Origin of the sequence: Streptomyces sp. SDT5-1 (genome assembly GCF_052245995.1) — a bacterium.
GTDB lineage: Bacteria > Actinomycetota > Actinomycetes > Streptomycetales > Streptomycetaceae > Streptomyces.
Genome location: NZ_CM125963.1, coordinates 633,026 through 651,312 on the forward strand (window position 1 = coordinate 633,026; position 18,287 = coordinate 651,312).

19 protein-coding genes are annotated in these 18,287 nt (G+C 70.5%); 3 read left to right on the forward strand and 16 right to left on the reverse strand.

All coding sequences use genetic code 11. The features are described from left to right. Nucleotides 1–22 precede the first annotated feature (22 nt). On the forward strand, nucleotides 23–670 hold the full coding sequence (locus ACTWJ8_RS02970) for a DUF2637 domain-containing protein (protein ID WP_443262750.1): 648 nt from the start codon (nucleotides 23–25) through the stop codon (nucleotides 668–670). Nucleotides 671–828: 158 nt separating this feature from the next. Then, the gene (locus ACTWJ8_RS02975; RefSeq protein WP_443262752.1) at nucleotides 829–1,443 is read left to right on the forward strand and encodes a DUF1648 domain-containing protein; all 615 of its coding nucleotides are present in this window, start codon (nucleotides 829–831) and stop codon (nucleotides 1,441–1,443) included. On the opposite strand, the gene ACTWJ8_RS02980 is transcribed toward ACTWJ8_RS02975, so the two are convergent. From ACTWJ8_RS02980 to ACTWJ8_RS03020, 9 genes are all read right to left on the reverse strand, one after another. After that, entirely contained in the window at nucleotides 1,370–1,969 is a 600-nt protein-coding gene (locus tag ACTWJ8_RS02980; RefSeq protein WP_443262753.1) for a hypothetical protein, read from the reverse strand. The genes ACTWJ8_RS02975 and ACTWJ8_RS02980 overlap by 74 nt on opposite strands. 31 nt (nucleotides 1,970–2,000) lie before the next feature. Next, nucleotides 2,001–2,240 (reverse strand): hypothetical protein, encoded by a 240-nt coding sequence (locus tag ACTWJ8_RS02985; protein ID WP_356381730.1) that lies wholly within the window; start codon nucleotides 2,238–2,240, stop codon nucleotides 2,001–2,003. 96 nt (nucleotides 2,241–2,336) lie between these two features. Further along, entirely contained in the window at nucleotides 2,337–3,272 is a 936-nt protein-coding gene (locus ACTWJ8_RS02990; RefSeq protein WP_443262754.1) for a LysR substrate-binding domain-containing protein, read from the reverse strand. Between the two features lie 120 nt (nucleotides 3,273–3,392). Beyond that, the gene (locus ACTWJ8_RS02995; protein WP_443262755.1) at nucleotides 3,393–4,229 is read right to left on the reverse strand and encodes an HpcH/HpaI aldolase/citrate lyase family protein; all 837 of its coding nucleotides are present in this window, start codon (nucleotides 4,227–4,229) and stop codon (nucleotides 3,393–3,395) included. Then, nucleotides 4,226–5,401, reverse strand: a complete 1,176-nt coding sequence (locus tag ACTWJ8_RS03000; protein WP_443264790.1) for a CaiB/BaiF CoA transferase family protein — start codon at nucleotides 5,399–5,401, stop codon at nucleotides 4,226–4,228. The genes ACTWJ8_RS02995 and ACTWJ8_RS03000 overlap by 4 nt, the downstream gene beginning before the upstream one ends. 48 nt (nucleotides 5,402–5,449) lie before the next feature. Further along, nucleotides 5,450–6,820, reverse strand: a complete 1,371-nt coding sequence (locus ACTWJ8_RS03005; protein WP_443262756.1) for a GntP family permease — start codon at nucleotides 6,818–6,820, stop codon at nucleotides 5,450–5,452. A 126-nt stretch (nucleotides 6,821–6,946) separates the two neighbouring features. Continuing rightward, a complete protein-coding gene (locus ACTWJ8_RS03010) occupies nucleotides 6,947–7,261 on the reverse strand; it encodes a winged helix-turn-helix domain-containing protein (RefSeq protein WP_356381719.1) in 315 nt (104 codons plus the stop codon). Further along, nucleotides 7,248–7,784 (reverse strand): hypothetical protein, encoded by a 537-nt coding sequence (locus tag ACTWJ8_RS03015; protein WP_443262757.1) that lies wholly within the window; start codon nucleotides 7,782–7,784, stop codon nucleotides 7,248–7,250. The genes ACTWJ8_RS03010 and ACTWJ8_RS03015 overlap by 14 nt, the downstream gene beginning before the upstream one ends. A gap of 109 nt (nucleotides 7,785–7,893) precedes the next feature. Next, nucleotides 7,894–8,313 carry a hypothetical protein gene (locus ACTWJ8_RS03020; RefSeq protein ID WP_443262758.1) on the reverse strand — a complete coding sequence of 140 codons (420 nt, stop codon included), beginning with the start codon at nucleotides 8,311–8,313 and terminating at the stop codon, nucleotides 7,894–7,896. 117 nt (nucleotides 8,314–8,430) lie between these two features. Between ACTWJ8_RS03020 and ACTWJ8_RS03025 the strand changes: the two genes are divergently transcribed. Then, entirely contained in the window at nucleotides 8,431–8,661 is a 231-nt protein-coding gene (locus ACTWJ8_RS03025) for a hypothetical protein (RefSeq protein WP_443262759.1), read from the forward strand. A 3-nt stretch (nucleotides 8,662–8,664) separates the two neighbouring features. Here the strand turns inward: ACTWJ8_RS03025 and ACTWJ8_RS03030 are convergent, their stop codons facing one another. The 7 genes from ACTWJ8_RS03030 to ACTWJ8_RS03060 form a co-directional block, all read right to left on the reverse strand. Beyond that, nucleotides 8,665–9,564: an NADP-dependent oxidoreductase gene (locus ACTWJ8_RS03030; protein ID WP_443262760.1), complete on the reverse strand. Its 900-nt coding sequence runs from the start codon at nucleotides 9,562–9,564 to the stop codon at nucleotides 8,665–8,667. 32 nt (nucleotides 9,565–9,596) lie between these two features. Beyond that, on the reverse strand, nucleotides 9,597–10,391 hold the full coding sequence (locus tag ACTWJ8_RS03035) for a VOC family protein (RefSeq protein ID WP_443262761.1): 795 nt from the start codon (nucleotides 10,389–10,391) through the stop codon (nucleotides 9,597–9,599). Between the two features lie 102 nt (nucleotides 10,392–10,493). Next, nucleotides 10,494–12,734 carry a 1,4-alpha-glucan branching enzyme gene (gene glgB, locus ACTWJ8_RS03040; RefSeq protein WP_443262762.1) on the reverse strand — a complete coding sequence of 747 codons (2,241 nt, stop codon included), beginning with the start codon at nucleotides 12,732–12,734 and terminating at the stop codon, nucleotides 10,494–10,496. A 29-nt stretch (nucleotides 12,735–12,763) separates the two neighbouring features. Beyond that, a complete protein-coding gene (locus ACTWJ8_RS03045; RefSeq protein WP_443262763.1) occupies nucleotides 12,764–14,104 on the reverse strand; it encodes a maltokinase N-terminal cap-like domain-containing protein in 1,341 nt (446 codons plus the stop codon). After that, nucleotides 14,101–15,855 (reverse strand): maltose alpha-D-glucosyltransferase, encoded by a 1,755-nt coding sequence (gene treS / locus ACTWJ8_RS03050; protein ID WP_443262764.1) that lies wholly within the window; start codon nucleotides 15,853–15,855, stop codon nucleotides 14,101–14,103. Before treS ends, ACTWJ8_RS03045 begins: the two co-directional genes overlap by 4 nt. 54 nt (nucleotides 15,856–15,909) lie before the next feature. Continuing rightward, nucleotides 15,910–17,898: a maltotransferase domain-containing protein gene (locus ACTWJ8_RS03055; RefSeq protein ID WP_443262765.1), complete on the reverse strand. Its 1,989-nt coding sequence runs from the start codon at nucleotides 17,896–17,898 to the stop codon at nucleotides 15,910–15,912. Nucleotides 17,899–17,904: 6 nt separating this feature from the next. Continuing rightward, complete coding sequence (locus ACTWJ8_RS03060; RefSeq protein ID WP_443262767.1) at nucleotides 17,905–18,168, reverse strand: DUF5133 domain-containing protein; 264 nt, start codon at nucleotides 18,166–18,168, stop codon at nucleotides 17,905–17,907. Between the last annotated feature and the right edge of the window lie 119 nt (nucleotides 18,169–18,287).

Below are 18,287 nucleotides of genomic sequence, written 5' to 3' on the forward strand. Positions count from 1 at the left end.
GGGCGTCGAACCGGGACGCACGATGAACGCCTCACACGGAACCCCTCCCCGGGGCCACGAGCCGAACCGGACGAGTGGGCACAGGCTCCTTTCCCCCGACGCCTGTCTCCGAGGTGGGTGCACGCTCACCGTGGCGGGTGTGGCGGCGTATGCCTCCTACGTTCATCAGAGAGCGTTCGCCTTACAGGGTGGAGCCGACCCAGTCAGCGCGTCACTGTGGCCCCTGTCGGTGGATGGTCTTCTTCTGTTGGCGACGACTGCTCTCCTCAAGCAGACGAGCAGCAGGCCCCACAGCGACCATCCCCTCGTGTGGCTCTCGTTCGTCCTCGCGATCGCGGTGTCCTTGGCGGCCAATATCGCGGCCGCCCCGGCGTTGGCGTGGAAACCAGTGCTCGTGGCAGGGTGGCCCCCAATCGCGCTATTGCTCGCTGTGGAGCTCCTGACTCACCCGGCGTCGCCCCACGATGGCAACCGCAGCAGGCGGCCCCGGCCGAAACGCCCAGACGGGCGGGAAGAACCGCTGCTCGAGGCGGCCCGCCGCATAGACCTCCGACACCGGGAGGCGCACCACCGCCCAGTTTCGGCGGAGACTCTCCGCAAGCAACTCAGGGTCGGAGCATCGAGAGCCCGGCAGTTGCACTCCCAACTGAGCGAGGGAAAGAAGACATAGCCCCCATGACTCGCGTCCCGCCCCAGAACGTCCGACTCCCACAACCAAGTCTGTGCGGCAGACGTCCAGAGCTGAAGCGCCACCCGGCAATCGGTTCCAGTGGATCGTTGCCGAGGGCGGGAAAGGTCACGGGGGTTGTGTCCCGGGACAATGGGGGCATGCCGAACGACACGTACAGCCCTCCGCGTTTCCCCTGGACCTGGCTCGCCGCCGGTGTGGTGGTGCTGGTCGGGATGGTGGTCTGGGGTGTTGTCGTGTATCCGCGGCTGCCCGAACGGATTCCGCAGCACATCGGCGGGAGTGGCGTGGACGCCTGGACGGACAAGTCCGTGGGTGCGGCGTTCATGCTGGTCTTCGTCTACGCCGGGGTGACCGTGCTGTTGTCCGTCACCGCCGCACTGCTGCTGAGGGCCACGCCGGCCGCCGAACTGCCCGGCGGGGAACCGCGGTTCGCGATCACGGGCAGTCAGCGCCCCGCCACCCGCGAAGGTGCCCGGCGGATGGCCGTGGCGATGCTTGTCACCAACCTCGGGATCGGGATCTCGTTCATCGTCGGCAACCTCGTGATGTGGCGTACGAGCGAGGTGTCCGACGTGCCGTGGTGGTTCTTCGTGGGGCTTCTCGCGCCGATCGCGGCCGGGGCGGCGCTCACCGTGGTCGTCGGGGTGCAGGACCGGCGGGCGGGGAACAGGCTGCGCGTCACCGGTGCCGCTGCCTCTGCCGGGTCATCCACTCCTCGAACTGCGCGGGATCGCGGACCTCGTCGTCGATGACCGCGCGGTAGATGTCGACGCTCTTCACCGGGCCGCCGTACTCGGGGCGGTCGGCCCACGCCCGTTTGATGTCGATGATGTGTGCGCGGAGCTCGTCCGTGAGGCGCGGCAGCAGGGTGGTCAAGTGGGCCGTCGACGGCTGGCGTTCGGGGTCGGTGAGGAACCAGATGTCGAGGGTCCACACCGATCCGGCCGGTGACAGGCATTCCACGCCGAGGTAGAGGCCGTCGGGGTAGACGTCCGGTTCGGTGTTCCACGCTCCGGTGTCGTTGCGGAAAGTCACGACGCGGACGCGCGGGTGCGCGGCGAGCCGGGCGCCGACCGCCGCCACGGCGGAGGCGTCCAGCGTCGCGCACGCCACGTCGATGTCCAGGTCGCGGCGGACCATCACGCCCAGCGCCGCGCTTCCGACGACGGTCGGTGTGCCGATGGCCGTCAGTCGTTCGGCCAGGTGGAGGTCGCGATGGACGGCGTCCGCCTCGGCGCGCAGCGCGGCCTGGTCCCGCAGCAGTTCGGAGTGGTCCACTCGGCAAGCGTAGAGGCGGCCAGGGGGCTCGCTACTTGCCGTGGGTGATCAGGCTGCCGTCCTTGCAGTGTTCCGTGTGCTCGCCCATGTGGCCGCCGCCGAGCGCGGGAGTGACGGCGACCTCCTGAAGGCAGGTGACCGCGTCGGTGGCGTTCCAGTCGTCCGCGATGCCGACTCCGGAGCCGAGGTTGCTGCCGTTCGCGGCCTGGGCAGGCGCGGCGAGTCCGGTGATGGCGAGGGCGAGTCCTGCGGCGCTGATGATCTTCTTCATGCCCGGCGAACGATGCGGCGCACCGCCGGGGTGCGGGATGCCGGGAACTGTCACCTGCCCAGGCGACCCGGACCAGGAGACGTATGTTCGATGCCGCTACGTCAGGTGGATGCCCGGCCAGCGGCCCGATGCCGCCAGTTCCCTCGTGACCTCGACGATTCCGCGCCGGACCGCCACCACCGCCTCCCGCGGCTCGTAGCCGTCCGTGGCCGTGCGCACCGCGATGTGGCGGCGCAGTGACGGGTCGACGATGCGGCGGACCGCCAGGCGGTCCCGCGTGCCGTGGACCGCCGCTACCGAGCGGGGCAGGATCGTGCACGCCTCGCCGCTCTCCGCGATCCGGATCAGGGTGCCGAGCGACTCCACGTCGCCGACGTTCCTGGGCTCCAGGCCGTGGGCGGCGAACGCCCGGTCGACCAGTGCCCGCAGGTTGCTGCGCACGCCCGGTGTCACCAGCGGCACCTCGCTCAAGTCGCGCAGGGACACCTCGTCCGGGTTCGCGGGGGCCGGGTCCGGGTCGCCGATCAGGTACAGCTCCTCGGAGTACAGCGGGAGTTCCCCCGTGCGCGGCGAGTCGTCCTCGCGGAAGACGGCGGCCAGGTCGAGGCGTCCGGCGAGCAGCAGTTCGTGGACGTAGCCGCTCATCGACTCGAAGAGTTGCAGGTGGACGTCCGGGTAGTGGGCGCGCACCCACGAGAAGAGGGCGGGGGCGAGCGGGGCGGCGACCGTGGTGGGCAGGCCGATGGCGACCGGGCCGTGCACCGGCTGCCGGGCGCCGGTGATGTCCTGCGCGAGCCGGTCGAACTGGCGCACCAGTTGCTGCGCGTCCCGATAGAGCGTCAGGCCCCGCGACGTCGGCCGCACTCCGCGCGGGCCGCGGTCGAGGAGCCGGACGCCGAGGTGGGCCTCGAGCTGGGCCATGCGCTGACTGATGGCGGGCTGCGAGACGTGCAGCGCGCCGGCGGCCCGGGACAGGCTGCCGGCGTCGACGACGGCGATGAAGTCACGCAACTGTGCGACGTCCACGGACACGGGGTTCACTGCCGCCTTCCGGCTCTCGCTGAGACGATCGACGGCTCGCGCGCCCACCTTCGAGCCGCCGCCCGGGCGATCGGGTGAGCCGCCGACCTGCCCAGCCGCCGAGCTGTCGATTTATGGCTTTGTCTGCCGCGTGTCGAGGTCCGCCCTGCTGAGGATCCGACGGGCCTTCTCGACGACCGGCCGGTCGATCATCTCACCGTCCACGGTGGCCGCCGCGTCGTCCCCGACGGCGAGCACGCGCCGCGCCCAGTCCACCTCTTCCTCAGTGGGGGCGAAGGCCCCACGTACGTACGGGAGTTGCGCGGGGTGGATGCAGAGCTTGCCGCCGAAGCCCCAGGCCCGGCCGCGCGCGGCGTCCCGCGTCACGGCGGCCTCGTCGCGGACGGCCGTGGTCACGCCGTCCACGGGCGCGGGCAGCCCGTTCGCCACCGACCAGCGGACGAGGTCGGAGCGGGCCGCGTCCAGGGCCCGGTCGTCGGACACACCGAGGTCGAGAGCGAGGTCGATGCTGCCGAAGAGGAGGCGGGCGCAGGCGGGTTCGGCCGTGATGCGGTCGAGGTGCACCAGACCGCGTGCGGTCTCGACGAGCGGGAGCACGGGGATGCCGCCACTCCCCTCGGCCGCGTCCCGCACCTGCGCGGCGGACTCCGTCTTCGGCAGCACGACGGCGGCGGGTGACAGGGCTCGGCATGCGGCGAGATCGTCGGCGTACTCGGGGGTGCGCGGGCCGTTGATCCGCACGGCGATCGGTACGTCCACGCCCTCCGGCCACGCCGCACGCAGGTGATCGCGAGCAGCCGCCTTCTCCCCCGCCGCGACGGCGTCCTCCAGGTCGACGATCACGGCGTCGGCGCCGCTCGCGGCCGCCTTCGCCAAGCGGTCGGGGCGCGTGGCCGGCACGAACAGCCAGGTCACCGCCGTGGCCAGGAGGTCCGTCGAGGTTGTCATGCGGTCCCCCGGGCGGTCATGTCGTCGATCTCGGCGTCGGTCAGGCCCACCTCGGCGAGGATGGCGCGGGTGTGCTCGCCGAGGCCGGGGACGGGGTCCATGCGCGGGGTGTCGCCGACGAGGCCCGGTGGGGCGAGCGCGGGAATCGGCCCGGCCGGGGTCGCGACCTGGTGCCAGCGGTCGCGGGCGGCGAGCTGCGGGTGCTGCCACACCTCGTCCAGGGAGTTGACGCGGGCGTGCGCGACGGGGACGGCCGCGAGGAGGTCCACCGCCTCTGCGGCAGTGAGTTCGGCGAACCGTGCCGAGATGATCGCGCCCAGGGCCTCGCGGTGGGCGTTGCGGGCCGCGTTGCCCGCGTAGTCGGGGTGCGTGGCCAGCTCCGGGCGGTGCAGGAAGCGTTCGCAGAAGGCCGCCCACTCGCGCTCGTTCTGGATGCACATCATGACGACCTTGCCGTCCCCCGCGGTGAAGGGGCCGTACGGGTAGATGGTGGCGTGCGCCGCTCCCGCGCGCGGCGGCGGCTCAGCGCCGTCGTACGCGTAGTACAGCGGGAAACCCAGCCACTCGACGGTGGCCTCCAGCATCGACACGTCGACATGAGAGCCCTCGCCGGTGCGGCCGCGTTCGAGGAGTGCGGCGAGGATGCCGCTGTAGGCGTACATGCCGGCGGCGATGTCGGACACGGAGATGCCCACCTTCGCCATCTCCTCCGCCGAGCCGGTCACCGAGAGCAGTCCGGACTCGCTCTGCACCATCAGGTCGTAGGCCTTCGCGGTGGCGTACGGGCCGGGGGCGCCGTAGCCGGAGATGTCGCAGACGATCAGTTTCGGGTGGGCGGCATGGAGTTCGGCCCAGCCGAGTCCCGCCCGCTCGGCGGCGCTGGGCGCGAGATTCTGCACGAAGACGTCCGCGTCGGCGAGCAGCCGACGCAGCACGTCCATACCCTGCGGGTCCTTGATGTCGAGGGTGAGCGATTCCTTGTTGCGGTTCACCCACACGAAGTGCGAGCTGAGCCCGCGCACCCGGCTGTCGTACGCGCGGGCGAAATCGCCTGCGCCGGGCCGCTCCACCTTGATGACACGGGCGCCGAGGTCGGCGAGCTGGCGGGTGGCGTACGGAGCGGCGATGGCCTGCTCGAGCGAGACGACGGTGATGTCGCGGAGGGGCTGCATGTGCATCTTTCTCTCGTACTTGCTGCTACGGCGGCGGGTCTGAGGCGCTCACACCACGAGACTCGCGGCGACGACCAGGACCAACGAGACCACCGAGGCCATCGCGGTCACGAACGTAAGTGCCTTGAGCGCGCCGCGGGTGGTCACCCCGAGGAGCGGCTGGAACATCCAGAAGAAGTTGCTGTTCACCTGGAGGGCGAAGAGCGAGCCCGAGCCGATGGCCAGGGCCAGTACGGCGGGTGGCACGGCGAGGTCGCCCATGATCGGGGCGATGATGCCGGCCGCGGCGATGGCGGCGACGCCGATGGAGCCGATGGCCAGGTGCAGCAGCGCGGCGACCAGCCACACCAAGAGGATCGTCACGACGGTGGACATGCCCGCGTCGGCGGAGAAGATCCCGGAGAGCACCTTGTCGAGGCCCGTCTTGCCGATGACCGCGCCGAGCGATCCGCCCACGCCCGTGACGAGCAGGATCTGGCCGGTGCTGTGGAAGCCCTCGGTGACGGCCTGTTCGACGCGTTCGCCGGTGAGTACGCGCTTGGCCAGGACGTACGCGCCGACGAGGCCGGCGAACAGGGCGAACGCCGGGTCGCCGAGGAAGGCGAGCAGGTCGGACTTCACGCCCGCGGCGTCGGCGATGGCGCCGGTGGCGATGAGCAGCAGCGGTACAGCGATGGGGAGCAGGGAGAGGTACAGCGGCGGCAGCGGGCGGCGGGTGCCGGTCGGCGTCTCCTCGCTCACGGCCTCCTGGGAGGCGGACTCGGCGTCGGCAGCCTCGGCGTCGGCGGTCACTTCGTCGGTGTCCGCGTTCCACAGGCCGACCCGCAGCAGCCTCCCGTACAGGAACGTGGTCAGGAGGGCCGCGAGCGGGCCGAGGACGAAGCCGTACACCAGCATCGTGCCGAGCGGCACGTGCAGCAGTCCGGCGACCGCGAGGGTTCCGAGCCCTGGTACCACGAACACGTAGCCGACGAGGATGCCCGCGCTCAACGCGCCGCCCATCATGGGCAGTCCGAGGCGTCCCATGCGGGGTGCGGCGGACTTGGCGAGCGGGGCGGCCAGGACGAGTTGGACGTCGACGTAGATCGACGGGAAGACGGCGCTGAGGGCGCCGGCGAGCGCGTAGGGCAGCTTGCCGGGGCCGAGGAGGCGCAGCAGTTTCTCGACGAGTTTTTGCAGCGCTCCCATGGAGTTGAGCAGGGAGCCGAGGAGCACACCGAAGCCGATGAGGAGTCCCACCTCGGCCATGATGTCGCCGAAGCCGTCGACGATGGTCCTGATGGTGCCCTCGAAGCCGAGGCCGGTCGCGATGCCCAGGTAGAGCGAGCCGACGACCAGGGCGATCACCGGTTCCACCTTGGGCACCAGAATGAGCAGGACGACCACCAGGATGGCGATCGCGGTGTGCAGAGCTGTCACGGGGATTCCTCTCACCACGGCGTGAGTTCACGTGAGGGAACCACGGTGATCGCGGTGGCGGAAGACGGGAATCCGCGAGGGGGGTATCAGGTGTTCTTATAGCGGGAGCGCTGTCGCGCGGGCCCCTTATGAGTCGTCGGTGCGGCGGTGCCGTGATGTCTCCACGACCTGCTGGAGGGCGGCGACATGGCTCTCCAAGGCGCTGCGGCCGGTCTCGCTGAGGCTCACCCAGGTGCGCGGGCGCTTGCCCACGTACCCCTTCTTGACCTCGACGTAGCCCTTCGACTCCAGGGTGCTGACCTGCTTGGACAGCGCGGACGCCGAGACGCCGGCCTCCTCGCGGAGCCACCCGAACTCGGCCCACTCCACGCCGGCAAGGAGTGAGACGAGCGTCAGGCGCGTCGGGTCGAGGAGGACGGTGTCGTACTCAAATGTGGCCATTGAGGGCGCTTCCCGTGGTGTGTCGTTCCCGCGTCGCCGCGGAGGTCAGCGCGCGCTGCATGCGTCCGCCGAAGAGGATCAGCGCGCCGCCGAGGACGACGCCGAGCGCCGTTCGCCAGTACGGGACGTGGACGCCGAGGTCCGGCTGGAGCAGGGCGAACGCGATGCCGACCGCGGCGCACAAGAGGATCAGCAGGCGGGCCACCAGGGCGTATCGCCCGGAGACCTCACTCCTGCGGAGCCGGGCACGCTGTCCGAGCAGGGCGGAGCCTCGGCGGGTGTTGAGCAGGACGACGTAGCCGACGGCCAGTGCCGAGAACGCGGGCGTGGCCCAGCCGCTCACCTCGGCGCCGAAGAAGTCCGGCGCGGCGAGCACCGCGAAGGTCAGGACACCGAACACGACGTCCACCCAGCGGGCGCTGCCGGTGCTCTCGCGCGCTCGGGTGCGGCGCGCGTCGATGTCCCGCAATGCCCGCGCCGCCTGGGCGGCCTCGTCGGCGGTGGGCTGGTGGGGTTCGGACATGGGACCCTCCATCGCTGTGCGTCAACAGAACTAGTTTCCTGAGAGGAAACTAGTTTCCCGCGCTCGGCTCGTCAACCGTGACCGGTCGGGCTCTGCCGGACGCGCGGCGTCACGCCTCGCTGTTCTCGGCGTCCTCGGGGTCGGTCCCTGCCGTCGCCGCGGCCTGGAGCCGCGCGATGCGCTCCTCCGACTCGATCCGGAGCCGCTCCGTCTCCGCGTCGAGCTCGTTCTTACGACGCTGGGTGGTGGCCTCGATCTTGGCCTTGGCGATGCCCGCGGCGGCGGTGAACGAGGCGGCGACGGCGCCGCCGGCCAGGATCTCGTTCATCAGCTCGGGCTCGGCCTGGCGCTTGAGGGCGTCCTCCGCGCTCTCGACGGGGCGGCGGGCCGGGCGGCGGCGCTTGCGCTTCGGCGCGCGCCCGTACGCGACCTCTTCCTCCCGGTCCTCCTCGATCACCTCCTCCGCCGCCACTGGTACGTCCGCATCGTGCGGTTCCGACGGGGTGAGGGGTGCGTTCTCGTCTGCCACGGGGACAGTTTGCCCGAGATTCCGGTGGATACGGGCCCGCATAGGATCGACGTCACGAGCCGTGCCGTGGAGGGGAGTTGATCGAGTGTGATGCCGCCGATGTGTCAGGTCTGCGGGGTGACGAACCTGAATCAGGAGTACAAGAGCTTCACGCTCGTCTACTTCCGAGCGATCCAGCCGCCGCTCGGGCACGAAGGACATCCCGAGAACGCGCTCTGGTTCTGCAAGGACCATGTGCGGCACACCGAGGGCAAGACGGACATGAGTGCCCTCGTGGCGATGGTGCACATCCGGGCGGCGGTGCGGCGCAATGCGCGGAATCCGTGGCCGTTGAAGAGTCTGCCCTGACGGTCAGGGCAGCAGGATCAGTTTGCCGCGGAACTCGCCCGATTCGCCGACCCGATGGGCCTCGGCGATGTCCGTCAGCGGGAAGGTGCGGGCGACGGGGAGGCTGAAGCGGCCCGCCTCGGCCAGGGCCGCCACCTGGGCGAGGGCGTACAGGGCGCGGCCCGAGTCGCCGCGGCTGAAGCGCACGCCGTGCTCACGCGCTCCGGCGAAGTCGGCGACGGTGAGGACGCGGTCCGCGCCGCCCGCGAGGGCGATCAGGTCGGGCAGGATGCCGCTGCCCGCGACGTCGAGAGCCCGGTCGACTCCGTCGGGGGCGATGGTCCGTACGTCGTCGGGCATGTGCTCTCCGTACGCGACCGGTTCCGCGCCGAGTGCCCTGAGGTGGTCGTGGGTGGCCGGGCTGCCGGTGCCGATGACCCGCGCGCCGCGCGCCACGGCCAGCTGGACGGCCGCGCTGCCGACGCTGCCGGACGCCCCGCTGATCAGGAGGGTCGTGCCGTCCTCGACGCCCAGCTGGTCGAGGGCGCGCGCCGCGGTCTCCACCGATGAGGGCAGTGCCGCGGCGGCGGCGAAGTCGAGCGACCGAGGAATCGGCGCCCAGGCCGAAAGGACGGCGAGTTCCCCCTGCGCGGCGCCGTCGCCGCCGAAGCCGAACACGCGGTCACCGAGCGCGACGTCCGTGACACCCTCACCGATCTCGTCGACGACGCCGGCGGCCTCGTAGCCGAGCGTCTGAGGCAGCTCCTGGTCCATCAGGCCCTGCCGCTTCTTCCAGTCGCTGGCGTTCACCCCGGCGGCGCGCACCGCGATGCGGATCTCGCCGGGTCCAGGGTGCGGGTCGGGAAGGTCGACGAGCTCGAGGACGTCAGGGCCGCCGAAACGGCTGAAGCGCGCCGCCTTCATGGATGGGCTCCGTTCCTGGGGTCGGGTGCCCGTCAGTCTTCCATGGCGTTGACCACGAACCGGGCCCCGGACGGGTCTGCCAGGACCGCCTCCGCGGCGTTCTCGTCGCCCTCCAGAACGCTGCCGCCGTGCTCGCGCGCCGCCCGTACGCAGGCGGCCACGCTCTCCACCGAGAAGTGGACCTGCCAGCGGGGCCGCACCGACGGATCGGGCGCCGAGTCCACGGCGCCCGAGTGGATACGGGCCACGACGTCGTCGCCACTGCGCAGGACGACCTCCTCGTCCTCGTAGCGGACCTCGCAGCACCCCGGGCCGCCGGACGCCCAGCCGAGCACCTCGGCGTAGAAGATCGTCGCGTCGAAGGCGTCACGTGTGTGCAGCTCGACGAAGGCGGGGGCGGCGCGGCGCCACTTCTCCCACTCGCTGACCAGCTCGCCCTCCCAGATGCCGAAGGAGGCGCCGTCGCGGTCCGCGAGGACGGCCGCGCGTCCGGGCGGGAAGGACAGCGGCCCGACGGCCGTGGTGCCTCCGCGTTCGCGGCTGCGGGCCACGGTGTCGTCGGCGTCTCCCACGGCGAAGAAGGGGGTCCACACGCCGGGCGTCGCTCCCACGCCCATGGCCGACACACCTGCCACGGGGACGCCGCGCACGCTGGCGAAGCGGTACTGCTCCCCCAGCCTGCCCACGCGCCAGTCCCAGCCCAGGACCGCGTGGTAGAAGGCTTCCGCCTCGTCGAGGGCGGGTGTCGTCAGACTCACCCAGCAGGGGGCGCCGAACACCGAGCTGCTGTTCAGGTCGTTGTGGCGCGCTGTCGTAGAGGTATTCATTCCGTACCGATCCACCGATCCGAGAGGCATGGCCCGCCCCCGCGTCCCAGGCCCGCCGCGACTTTGGCCTGGCACCGCCCGAGTGCCCCTCATCCAGGTCCCTCAATCTTCCGGAGCCAGCCACAGCGTGGCCAGCGGAGGAAGGCATACGGTGAGGGAAACGGGCAGGTCGTGGCGGGCCACGGGCTCCTGCGGGAGCGATGCCCCGTTGGCGACGCCGCTGCCGCCGTACCCCGTGACATCGGTGTTGATGATCTCGCGCCAGGCGCCGGAAGCCGTCCGCGGCACGCCGAGCCCGACACCCTCCCGGACCACGGGAGAAAAGTTGCAGACCGCGAGGAGTGGTGTCCCGTCGGCCGCGTGGCGCAGGAACGCGAGCACGTTGTCGTCCGCCTCGTCGGCGAGGAGCCAGCGGAAGCCCGCCGGGTCGGTGTCACGCTCCCACAGGGCGGGGTGTGTCACGTAGTGCCGGTTCAGGTCAGCCACCAGCCGCCGCACACCGAGGTGGTCCTCACGGGCCGGCCAATCGTCCTCGGTCACATGCCATTGCAGGCCTTCGACCTCGGACCATTCGGCGCCCTGGGCGAATTCCTGGCCCATGAAGAGGAGTTGTTTGCCGGGGTGGGCCCACATGAAGGCCAGGTAGGCGCGGAGGTTGGCGCGTTGCTGCCACCAGTCGCCGGGCATTTTGGACACGAGGGAGCGTTTGCCGTGGACGACTTCGTCGTGGGAGATGGGCAGGACGTAGTTCTCGCTGTAGGCGTACACCATGGAGAAGGTCATCTCGTTGTGGTGGTACCTGCGGTGCACGGGTTCGTGGCTCATGTAGTCGAGGGAGTCGTGCATCCAGCCCATGTTCCATTTGAGGCCGAAGCCGAGGCCGCCGAAGCCGGTGGGGCCGGTGTGGTGGGTGGCGCGGGTGACGCCGTCCCAGGCGGTGGATTCCTCGGCGATGGTGACGACGCCGGGCACGCGCCGGTAGAGGGTGGCGTTCATTTCCTGGAGGAAGGCGACGGCGTCGAGGTTCTCCCGGCCGCCGTGGCGGTTGGGGGTCCACTGGCCGTCCTCGCGGGAGTAGTCGAGGTAGAGCATGGAGGCGACCGCGTCGACGCGCAGGCCGTCGATGTGGAACTCCTCGCACCAGTACAGGGCGTTGGCGACGAGGAAGTTGCGGACCTCGGTGCGGCCGTAGTCGAACTCGAGGGTGCCCCAGTCGGGGTGGGCGGCGCGGGCCGGGTCCTCGTGCTCGTACAGGGGGCGGCCGTCGAACTCGGCCAGGGCCCAGTCGTCGCGGGGGAAGTGGGCGGGCACCCAGTCCATGAGGACGCCGATGCCGGCCTGGTGGAGGGCGTCGATGAGGTGCTTGAAGTCGTCCGGTGTGCCCAGGCGGGCGGTGGGGGCGTAGAAGCCGGTGACCTGGTAGCCCCAGGAGCCGCCGAAGGGATGCTCGGCCACCGGCAGGAACTCCACGTGCGTGAACCCGAGTTCGGATACGTAGGCGGGCAGCTGCTCGGCCAGTTGACGGTAGGTCAGGCCGGGGCGCCAGGACGGCAGATGCACCTCGTACACGGAGAACGGCGACTCATGCACCGGACGCGCCGACCGCTGCTCCAACCACGCCGTGTCGCGCCACTCGTAGTGGGACACGTCGACGATGGACGCCGTGGCCGGTGGTGTCTCGGTGCGGCGGGCCATCGGGTCCGCGTGTTCGCGGCGTGAGCCGTCGGGGGCGAAGATCTCGTACTTGTAGAGCTCGCCCTCGCCGACGCCGGGCAGGAACAGTTCCCAGATGCCGGTCGAGCCCAGGGAGCGCATGGGGGTCGAGGCCCCGTCCCAGCCGTTGAAGCCGCCGACGACGCGGACACCGCGGGCGTTCGGCGCCCACACCGTGAAACGTGTGCCCTGAGCACCCTGGTGGGTCATGACATGAGAGCCCAGCGCCGTCCACAGCTCCTCGTGGCGGCCCTCACCGATCAGGTGCAGGTCCAACTCCCCCAGCGCGGGCAGGAATCGGTACGGGTCGTCCACCTCGGTCACGCCGTCGGCGGTGGTCACCTGGAGCCGGTAGCCCTGGACCGTGACCTCGGGGAGCACACCTTCGAAGAGGCCGTCGCCCGTGTCCCGCAGCTCCCACGCCGTGTCACCGACCAGCACCGCGACCTCCAGCGCGTACGGCAGGAGGCAGCGCACGAGCGTGCCCCGCGGTGCCTGATGCGCGCCGAGGACGGCGTGCGGGTCGTGGTGGGTGCCGCACAGCAGGGCCGCACGGGTTCCGGCGTCGATGCCCGGCGCCGCCTTCGCCCGTCGGCGCAGGGGCGGGTCCGCGGTGGCGTGGACGGTCATGGTCGGCTCCTTCGGGAGAAAGGCCCGGGTCAGCGGGGGTCGGCGAGGCGTGCCACTGCCTTCAGGGGAACGGTGATCCAGTCGGGGCGGTGGGTGGCCTCGTACAGCACCTCGTAGACGGCGCGGTCGGCCTCGTAGGCGCGCAGGAGTTGCGGTGCGTCGGCCGGTTCGAAGCCGCCCGCCTCGCTGTATCCGGCGCGGAACGCGGTGCGGCACCGCTCGGCCCACTCGGGGCGTGGCGTGGGGCTCATGTGTGCCGCGTAGTCGAAGGACCTGAGCATGCCGACGACGTCGCGGATCGGTGACCGGTCCGCGCGGCGCTCGGCGAGGGGGCGGGAGGGTTCGCCCTCGAAGTCGACGACGTGCCAGGCGCCGTCGGCCCACAGGACCTGGCCGAGGTGGAGGTCCCCGTGGATGCGTTGCAGCGGAAGGTCGCTGCGGGTCGTCGCGGCCTCGGCGAAGATGCCCTGGAGCGCGGGCACATGGCGGCGCAGGGCGGGGACCGCGTCCGCCGCGTGTTTCAGGCGGTGCAGCATCTCCTCCGCGAGCCGGGGCAGATGGTGCTCCTCGGGCGTTGAGGTGGGGAAGGCCTGGGCGAGCGCGGCGTGCAGTTCGCCGGTCGTACGGCCGAGACCCCACGCCTGCTTGTCGAAGTCGCCTTGCGTGGAGGCGGAGTTGAGAGCCAGTTCCCAGCCGTCCGTGGCGTCGGCGAGATAGGGCTGGACCATGCCGAGGGTGCCCCAGACGGGTTCCGTCACGAAGAACCAGCCGGTGGGCGCGGGCACCGAGCGGTGCCCCCATCGGGCGAGTCCCGCGGTGACCTCCAGGTCCGGGTTGATGCCTCGCTGGATGCGGCGGAACAGCTTCAGGATGAGCCGGTCGCCGTACACGATCGAGGTGTTGGACTGTTCGGCGGACATCGCTCGCGGGGTGAGGTCGGCGGGAACGGAGGTGCGCGGGAAGGACTCGAAGCGCAGTACACCGGTCCTGCCGCCCTGGCGGATGCGGTCGAGCAGCAGGATGGCCACGCGGTGGTCGTGCACGGCGTCGTAGACCATGAGGGCGCCGCCTGTGGGTCCGTCGACCTGTCCGATGGCGTGCTGCCACAGCCGGGGCGGCGGGTCGGCGGCCGCGCCCAGGATCAACTGGTAGTAGGCCTCGTCCTGTTCACCCGCCTCGCGTACGCGGACGAGGAGGTGGAAGCACTCGGGTGTCAGGGCGGTCGCGGCCGCCACCGACACCTCCGTGATCCGCCGGCCCCGGCCCGCGTACCAGCGCTGACGCGGCAGCCAGCGGCCGAGCAGGGCGTTGAGGGAGGAGCCGAGCAGCGCGGGCCGCACGTCGTCGCGTTCGATCAGGGGCTGAGTCATCGCGTCGGGTCCAATCCTGAGGGTCCCCCCGGGATGCGGTCCGAGGTGCGGGCCGGCTCGGCGGCCTCGCTCAGTCCGAACCAGTAGAAACCGTGTCCGCCGACGGTGAGGAGATAGGGCAGTTCACCGATGGCGGGGAAGCGGACGCCGCCGATCAGCTCGACCGGGTGGCGGCCGTCGTAGGCCCTCAGGTCGAGCTCGGTGGGCTGCGCGAAGCGGGAGAAGTTGTGCACGCACAGCACCAGGTCGTCCTTGTACTCCCGCAGGTAGGCGAGGACCGCGGGATTCGACGAGGACAGCTCGGTGTAGGTGCCGAGGCCGAAGGCGGGATTGCGTTTGCGGATCTCGATCATGCGGCGGGTCCAGTGCAGCAGCGACGAGGGCGACGCCATCGACGCCTCGACGTTGGTGACCTGATACCCGTAGACCGGATCCATGATCGTGGGCAGGAAGAGGCGTCCCGGGTCAGCCGAGGAGAAACCCGCGTTCCTGTCCGGCGTCCACTGCATGGGGGTGCGGACGGCGTCGCGGTCGCCGAGCCAGATGTTGTCGCCCATGCCGATCTCGTCGCCGTAGTACAGGATCGGCGAGCCCGGCAGCGACAGCAGCAGCGCGGTGAACAGTTCGATCTGGTTGCGGTCGTTGTCCAGCAAGGGCGCCAGACGTCTGCGGATGCCGACATTCGCCCGCATCCGGGGCTCCTTGGCGTACTCCGCGTACATGTAGTCGCGTTCCTCGTCGGTGACCATTTCCAGGGTCAGCTCGTCGTGGTTGCGCAGGAAGATGCCCCACTGGCAGCCCGACGGGATCGCGGGAGTCTTGGCGAGGATCTCGGAGACGGGGTGGCGGGATTCGCGGCGCACCGCCATGAAGATGCGCGGCATGACCGGGAAGTGGAACGCCATGTGGCACTCGTCGCCGCCCGAGGGGAAGTCGCCGAAGTAGTCGACGACGTCCTCGGGCCACTGGTTCGCCTCCGCCAGCAGCACGACGTCCGGGTAGTTGGCATCGATCTCCTTGCGGACCCGCTTGAGCATCTCGTGCGTGGCCGGCAGGTTCTCGCAGTTCGTGCCCTCCTGCGCGTACAGGTACGGGACCGCGTCGAGGCGGAAGCCGTCGATGCCCAGGTCCAGCCAGAACCGCAGGGCGGCCAGGATCTCCTCCTGCACGGCCGGGTTCTCGTAGTTCAGGTCGGGCTGGTGGGAGAAGAAGCGGTGCCAGTAATACTGCTTGCGCACCGGGTCGAAGGTCCAGTTCGAGGCCTCGGTGTCGACGAAGATGATGCGCGCGTCACCGTACTGCTTGTCGTCGTCGGCCCACACGTAATAGTCGCCGTACGGGCCGTCCGGGTCCGAGCGGGACTGCTGGAACCACTCGTGCTGATCGCTCGTGTGGTTCATCACGAAGTCGATGATCACGCGCATACCGCGCTGGTGCGCCGCGTCCACGAACTCCACGAAGTCGACCAGATCACCGGTCTCGGGGAGCGTGACGATGTAGTTGGCCACGTCGTACCCGTTGTCCAGCAGGGGTGACTTGAAGAACGGGGGCAGCCACAGGCAGTCGACGCCGAGCCACTGGAGATAGTCCAGCTTCGATGTGATGCCTTTCAGGTCGCCGATGCCGTCGCCGTTGCTGTCCTGGAAGGAACGGACCAGGACCTCGTAGAACACGGCTCGCTTGAACCAGTCGGGGTCCCTGGGCAGACGGTTGTCCGGGCGTGCGGACAGGGTGAAGTCTTCCGTGGTCATGAGGGTGCTCTCCCTCGCTTGGTCATGCGGGTTGCGGTCGGGCGCTTGCCTGGCTCAACCGATGGTGAAGATGTGGGCGGGCGTCTCGCCCGGCGTCAGACACACGTAGTTGGTGTCACTCCAGGCGTAGGTGCGCCCGGTCAGTTCGTCGCGCACCTGGAAGTCCTCGCCCGGTGGGACGTTCAGGGCTTCGCGGTCGATGCGGACGGTGGCTTCCTGGGTGTGGTGCGGGTCGAGGTTCACGACGACCAGAACCGTGTTCGAACCCTGCCCGGTCCGGGCCGACTTGGAGAACACCAGCACCGCGTCCTTGTCCGCGTGATGAAAGTGCACCCCGCGCAGCGTGCGCAGCGCCGGGTTGCGGCGCCTGATCGCGTTCAGCTCCGTGATCAGCGGGGCGATGGTGCGGCCCTCCCGCTCGGCCGCCGCCCAGTCCCGCGGACGCAACTGGTACTTCTCCGAGTCCAGATACTCCTCGCTGCCCGCCCGCAGTGCAGTGTTCTCGCACAACTCGTACCCGCTGTAGACCCCCCACGTCGGCGACAGCGTCGCCGCCAGCACCGCCCGCAACTCGAACGCCGGACGGCCGCCCTCCTGCAACACCTCATGCAAAATGTCCGGGGTGTTCACGAAGAAGTTCGGCCGCATGTACGCCGCCGCCTCCCCCGCCAACTCACTCACATAGTCCGTGAGTTCACTCTTCGTGGTGCGCCAGGTGAAGTACGTGTACGACTGCTGGAAACCGATCGCGGCCAGCGTGTGCATCATCGCCGGACGCGTGAACGCCTCCGCCAGAAAAATCACATCCGGGTCGGTCGCGTTGATGTCGGCGATCACCCGCTCCCAGAACACCACCGGCTTGGTGTGCGGATTGTCGACCCGGAAGATCCGCACCCCGTGCCCCATCCACAGCCGCAGGATCCGCACCGTCTCCGCGACCAGCCCCGGCATGTCCGCATCGAACGCGATCGGATAGATGTCCTGGTACTTCTTCGGCGGATTCTCTGCATACGCGATCGACCCGTCGGGGCGGTGGTGGAACCACTCCGGATGCTTGTCCACCCACGGATGATCCGGCGAACACTGCAGCGCGAAATCCAGGGCCACCTCCATGCCCAGCTCCCGCGCCCGCCCCACGAAATGATCGAAGTCGTCGAAGGTGCCCAGGTCCGGATGGATCGCGTCGTGCCCGCCCTCGTGCGAACCGATCGCCCACGGCACCCCCACATCGTCCGGACCCGGCGTCAGCGAGTTGTTCGGCCCCTTGCGGAAGGTCCGGCCGATCGGGTGCACCGGCGGCAGATACACCACGTCGAACCCCATCGCCGCAATCGCGTCCAGCCGACGCTCCGCCGTCCGGAACGTCCCGCTCACCGGCGCCTCACCCGGCCGCACCACCGCCCCCTCAGAGCGCGGAAAGAACTCGTACCACGACCCGAACAACGCCCGCTCCCGCTCGACCAGAAGCGGCAGTTCACGGCTTTCGGTCGGGCGCTCACGCAGTGGGCTCCCGCTCAGCGCCGTGCGTACGGCGGGGTCGAGGGCCGCGGCGAGCCGGTCCTGCGGGGTGCGGGCGGCGTCACCGAGAGCGTCGACTGCCTTCCCCAGGACGGCGCGCGCTTCGTCCGTCGCGGACCGGGCCTGCGCCTGCTCCAGGAGCACGGCGCCCTCTTCCAGCGTGATCTCGGTGTCCACGCCGGCGCCCACCTTGATCTCGGCGGCGCGCATCCAGGTCGCCACAGGGTCGCGCCAGGCCCGGACGCAGAAGCTCATCCGGCCGGGCCGGTCGACGCTCACGTCGGCACCCCAGCGGTCGGAGCCGGGAGCCAGCTCCCGCATCGGCCATCGGCCGACCTCGTCACCGTCCGGCGAGCGCAGGACCACCTCGGCGCACAGGACTCCGTCGCCCTCGACGAAGACCAGGGCCGAGACCGGGAAGCACTCCCCCACCACGGACTTGGCCGGGCGCCTCCCTCCGTCGACCGATGGGCGTACGTCCTCGATCGGGACGGGCACGGCGGGTGTGTGCGACTGCGTCGTCATGCGATGTCACCTTTCCCGGTTGTCCGCGAGTGGCCTACGAAGGCGCCCGATGTCGCGAGGTCGTGGGGTGTCGCCGCGCTGCGGGCGCGAGGCCGCCTCGGCGGCCTCGCGCCCGCAGCGCTCGCCCGTCGCCCGGCACAGCTCGGCGACGGCGCGCCCGAAGGCGGCACGGGCCCGGGGATCGGCGGGCGCGGCAAGGAAGCGGCGCTGCCAGAAGCGGTAGCGCGCCAGACAGCGGCGTGCTTCCGCGGTGACACGCGACGTGCCCATGGGGTGACCTCCGGTCCTCCGCGGCGCCGGGCCCGGTGGGCCTCAGTGATGTCGTTCACGGAGCGGGAGCGCGCGATCACTGTCGGCAGCTCCTCCACCCATGGTGTGGTGTCGACGGC

What these genes read in the sequence shown, in the direction of transcription:
- ACTWJ8_RS03060 (WP_443262767.1), bottom strand. Translation starts at nt 18,168, where the DNA reads ATGGGCACGTCGCGTGTCACCGCGGAAGCACGCCGCTGTCTGGCGCGC.
- ACTWJ8_RS03055 (WP_443262765.1), bottom strand. Translation starts at nt 17,898, where the DNA reads ATGACGACGCAGTCGCACACACCCGCCGTGCCCGTCCCGATCGAGGAC.
- ACTWJ8_RS03000 (WP_443264790.1), bottom strand. Translation starts at nt 5,401, where the DNA reads ATGCAGCCCCTCCGCGACATCACCGTCGTCTCGCTCGAGCAGGCCATC.
- ACTWJ8_RS03010 (WP_356381719.1), bottom strand. Translation starts at nt 7,261, where the DNA reads ATGGCCACATTTGAGTACGACACCGTCCTCCTCGACCCGACGCGCCTG.
- glgB (WP_443262762.1), bottom strand. Translation starts at nt 12,734, where the DNA reads ATGACCGTCCACGCCACCGCGGACCCGCCCCTGCGCCGACGGGCGAAG.
- treS (WP_443262764.1), bottom strand. Translation starts at nt 15,855, where the DNA reads ATGACCACGGAAGACTTCACCCTGTCCGCACGCCCGGACAACCGTCTG.
- ACTWJ8_RS02975 (WP_443262752.1), top strand. Translation starts at nt 829, where the DNA reads ATGCCGAACGACACGTACAGCCCTCCGCGTTTCCCCTGGACCTGGCTC.
- ACTWJ8_RS03045 (WP_443262763.1), bottom strand. Translation starts at nt 14,104, where the DNA reads ATGACTCAGCCCCTGATCGAACGCGACGACGTGCGGCCCGCGCTGCTC.
- ACTWJ8_RS03035 (WP_443262761.1), bottom strand. Translation starts at nt 10,391, where the DNA reads ATGAATACCTCTACGACAGCGCGCCACAACGACCTGAACAGCAGCTCG.
- ACTWJ8_RS02985 (WP_356381730.1), bottom strand. Translation starts at nt 2,240, where the DNA reads ATGAAGAAGATCATCAGCGCCGCAGGACTCGCCCTCGCCATCACCGGA.
- ACTWJ8_RS03030 (WP_443262760.1), bottom strand. Translation starts at nt 9,564, where the DNA reads ATGAAGGCGGCGCGCTTCAGCCGTTTCGGCGGCCCTGACGTCCTCGAG.
- ACTWJ8_RS03015 (WP_443262757.1), bottom strand. Translation starts at nt 7,784, where the DNA reads ATGTCCGAACCCCACCAGCCCACCGCCGACGAGGCCGCCCAGGCGGCG.
- ACTWJ8_RS02995 (WP_443262755.1), bottom strand. Translation starts at nt 4,229, where the DNA reads ATGACAACCTCGACGGACCTCCTGGCCACGGCGGTGACCTGGCTGTTC.
- ACTWJ8_RS02970 (WP_443262750.1), top strand. Translation starts at nt 23, where the DNA reads ATGAACGCCTCACACGGAACCCCTCCCCGGGGCCACGAGCCGAACCGG.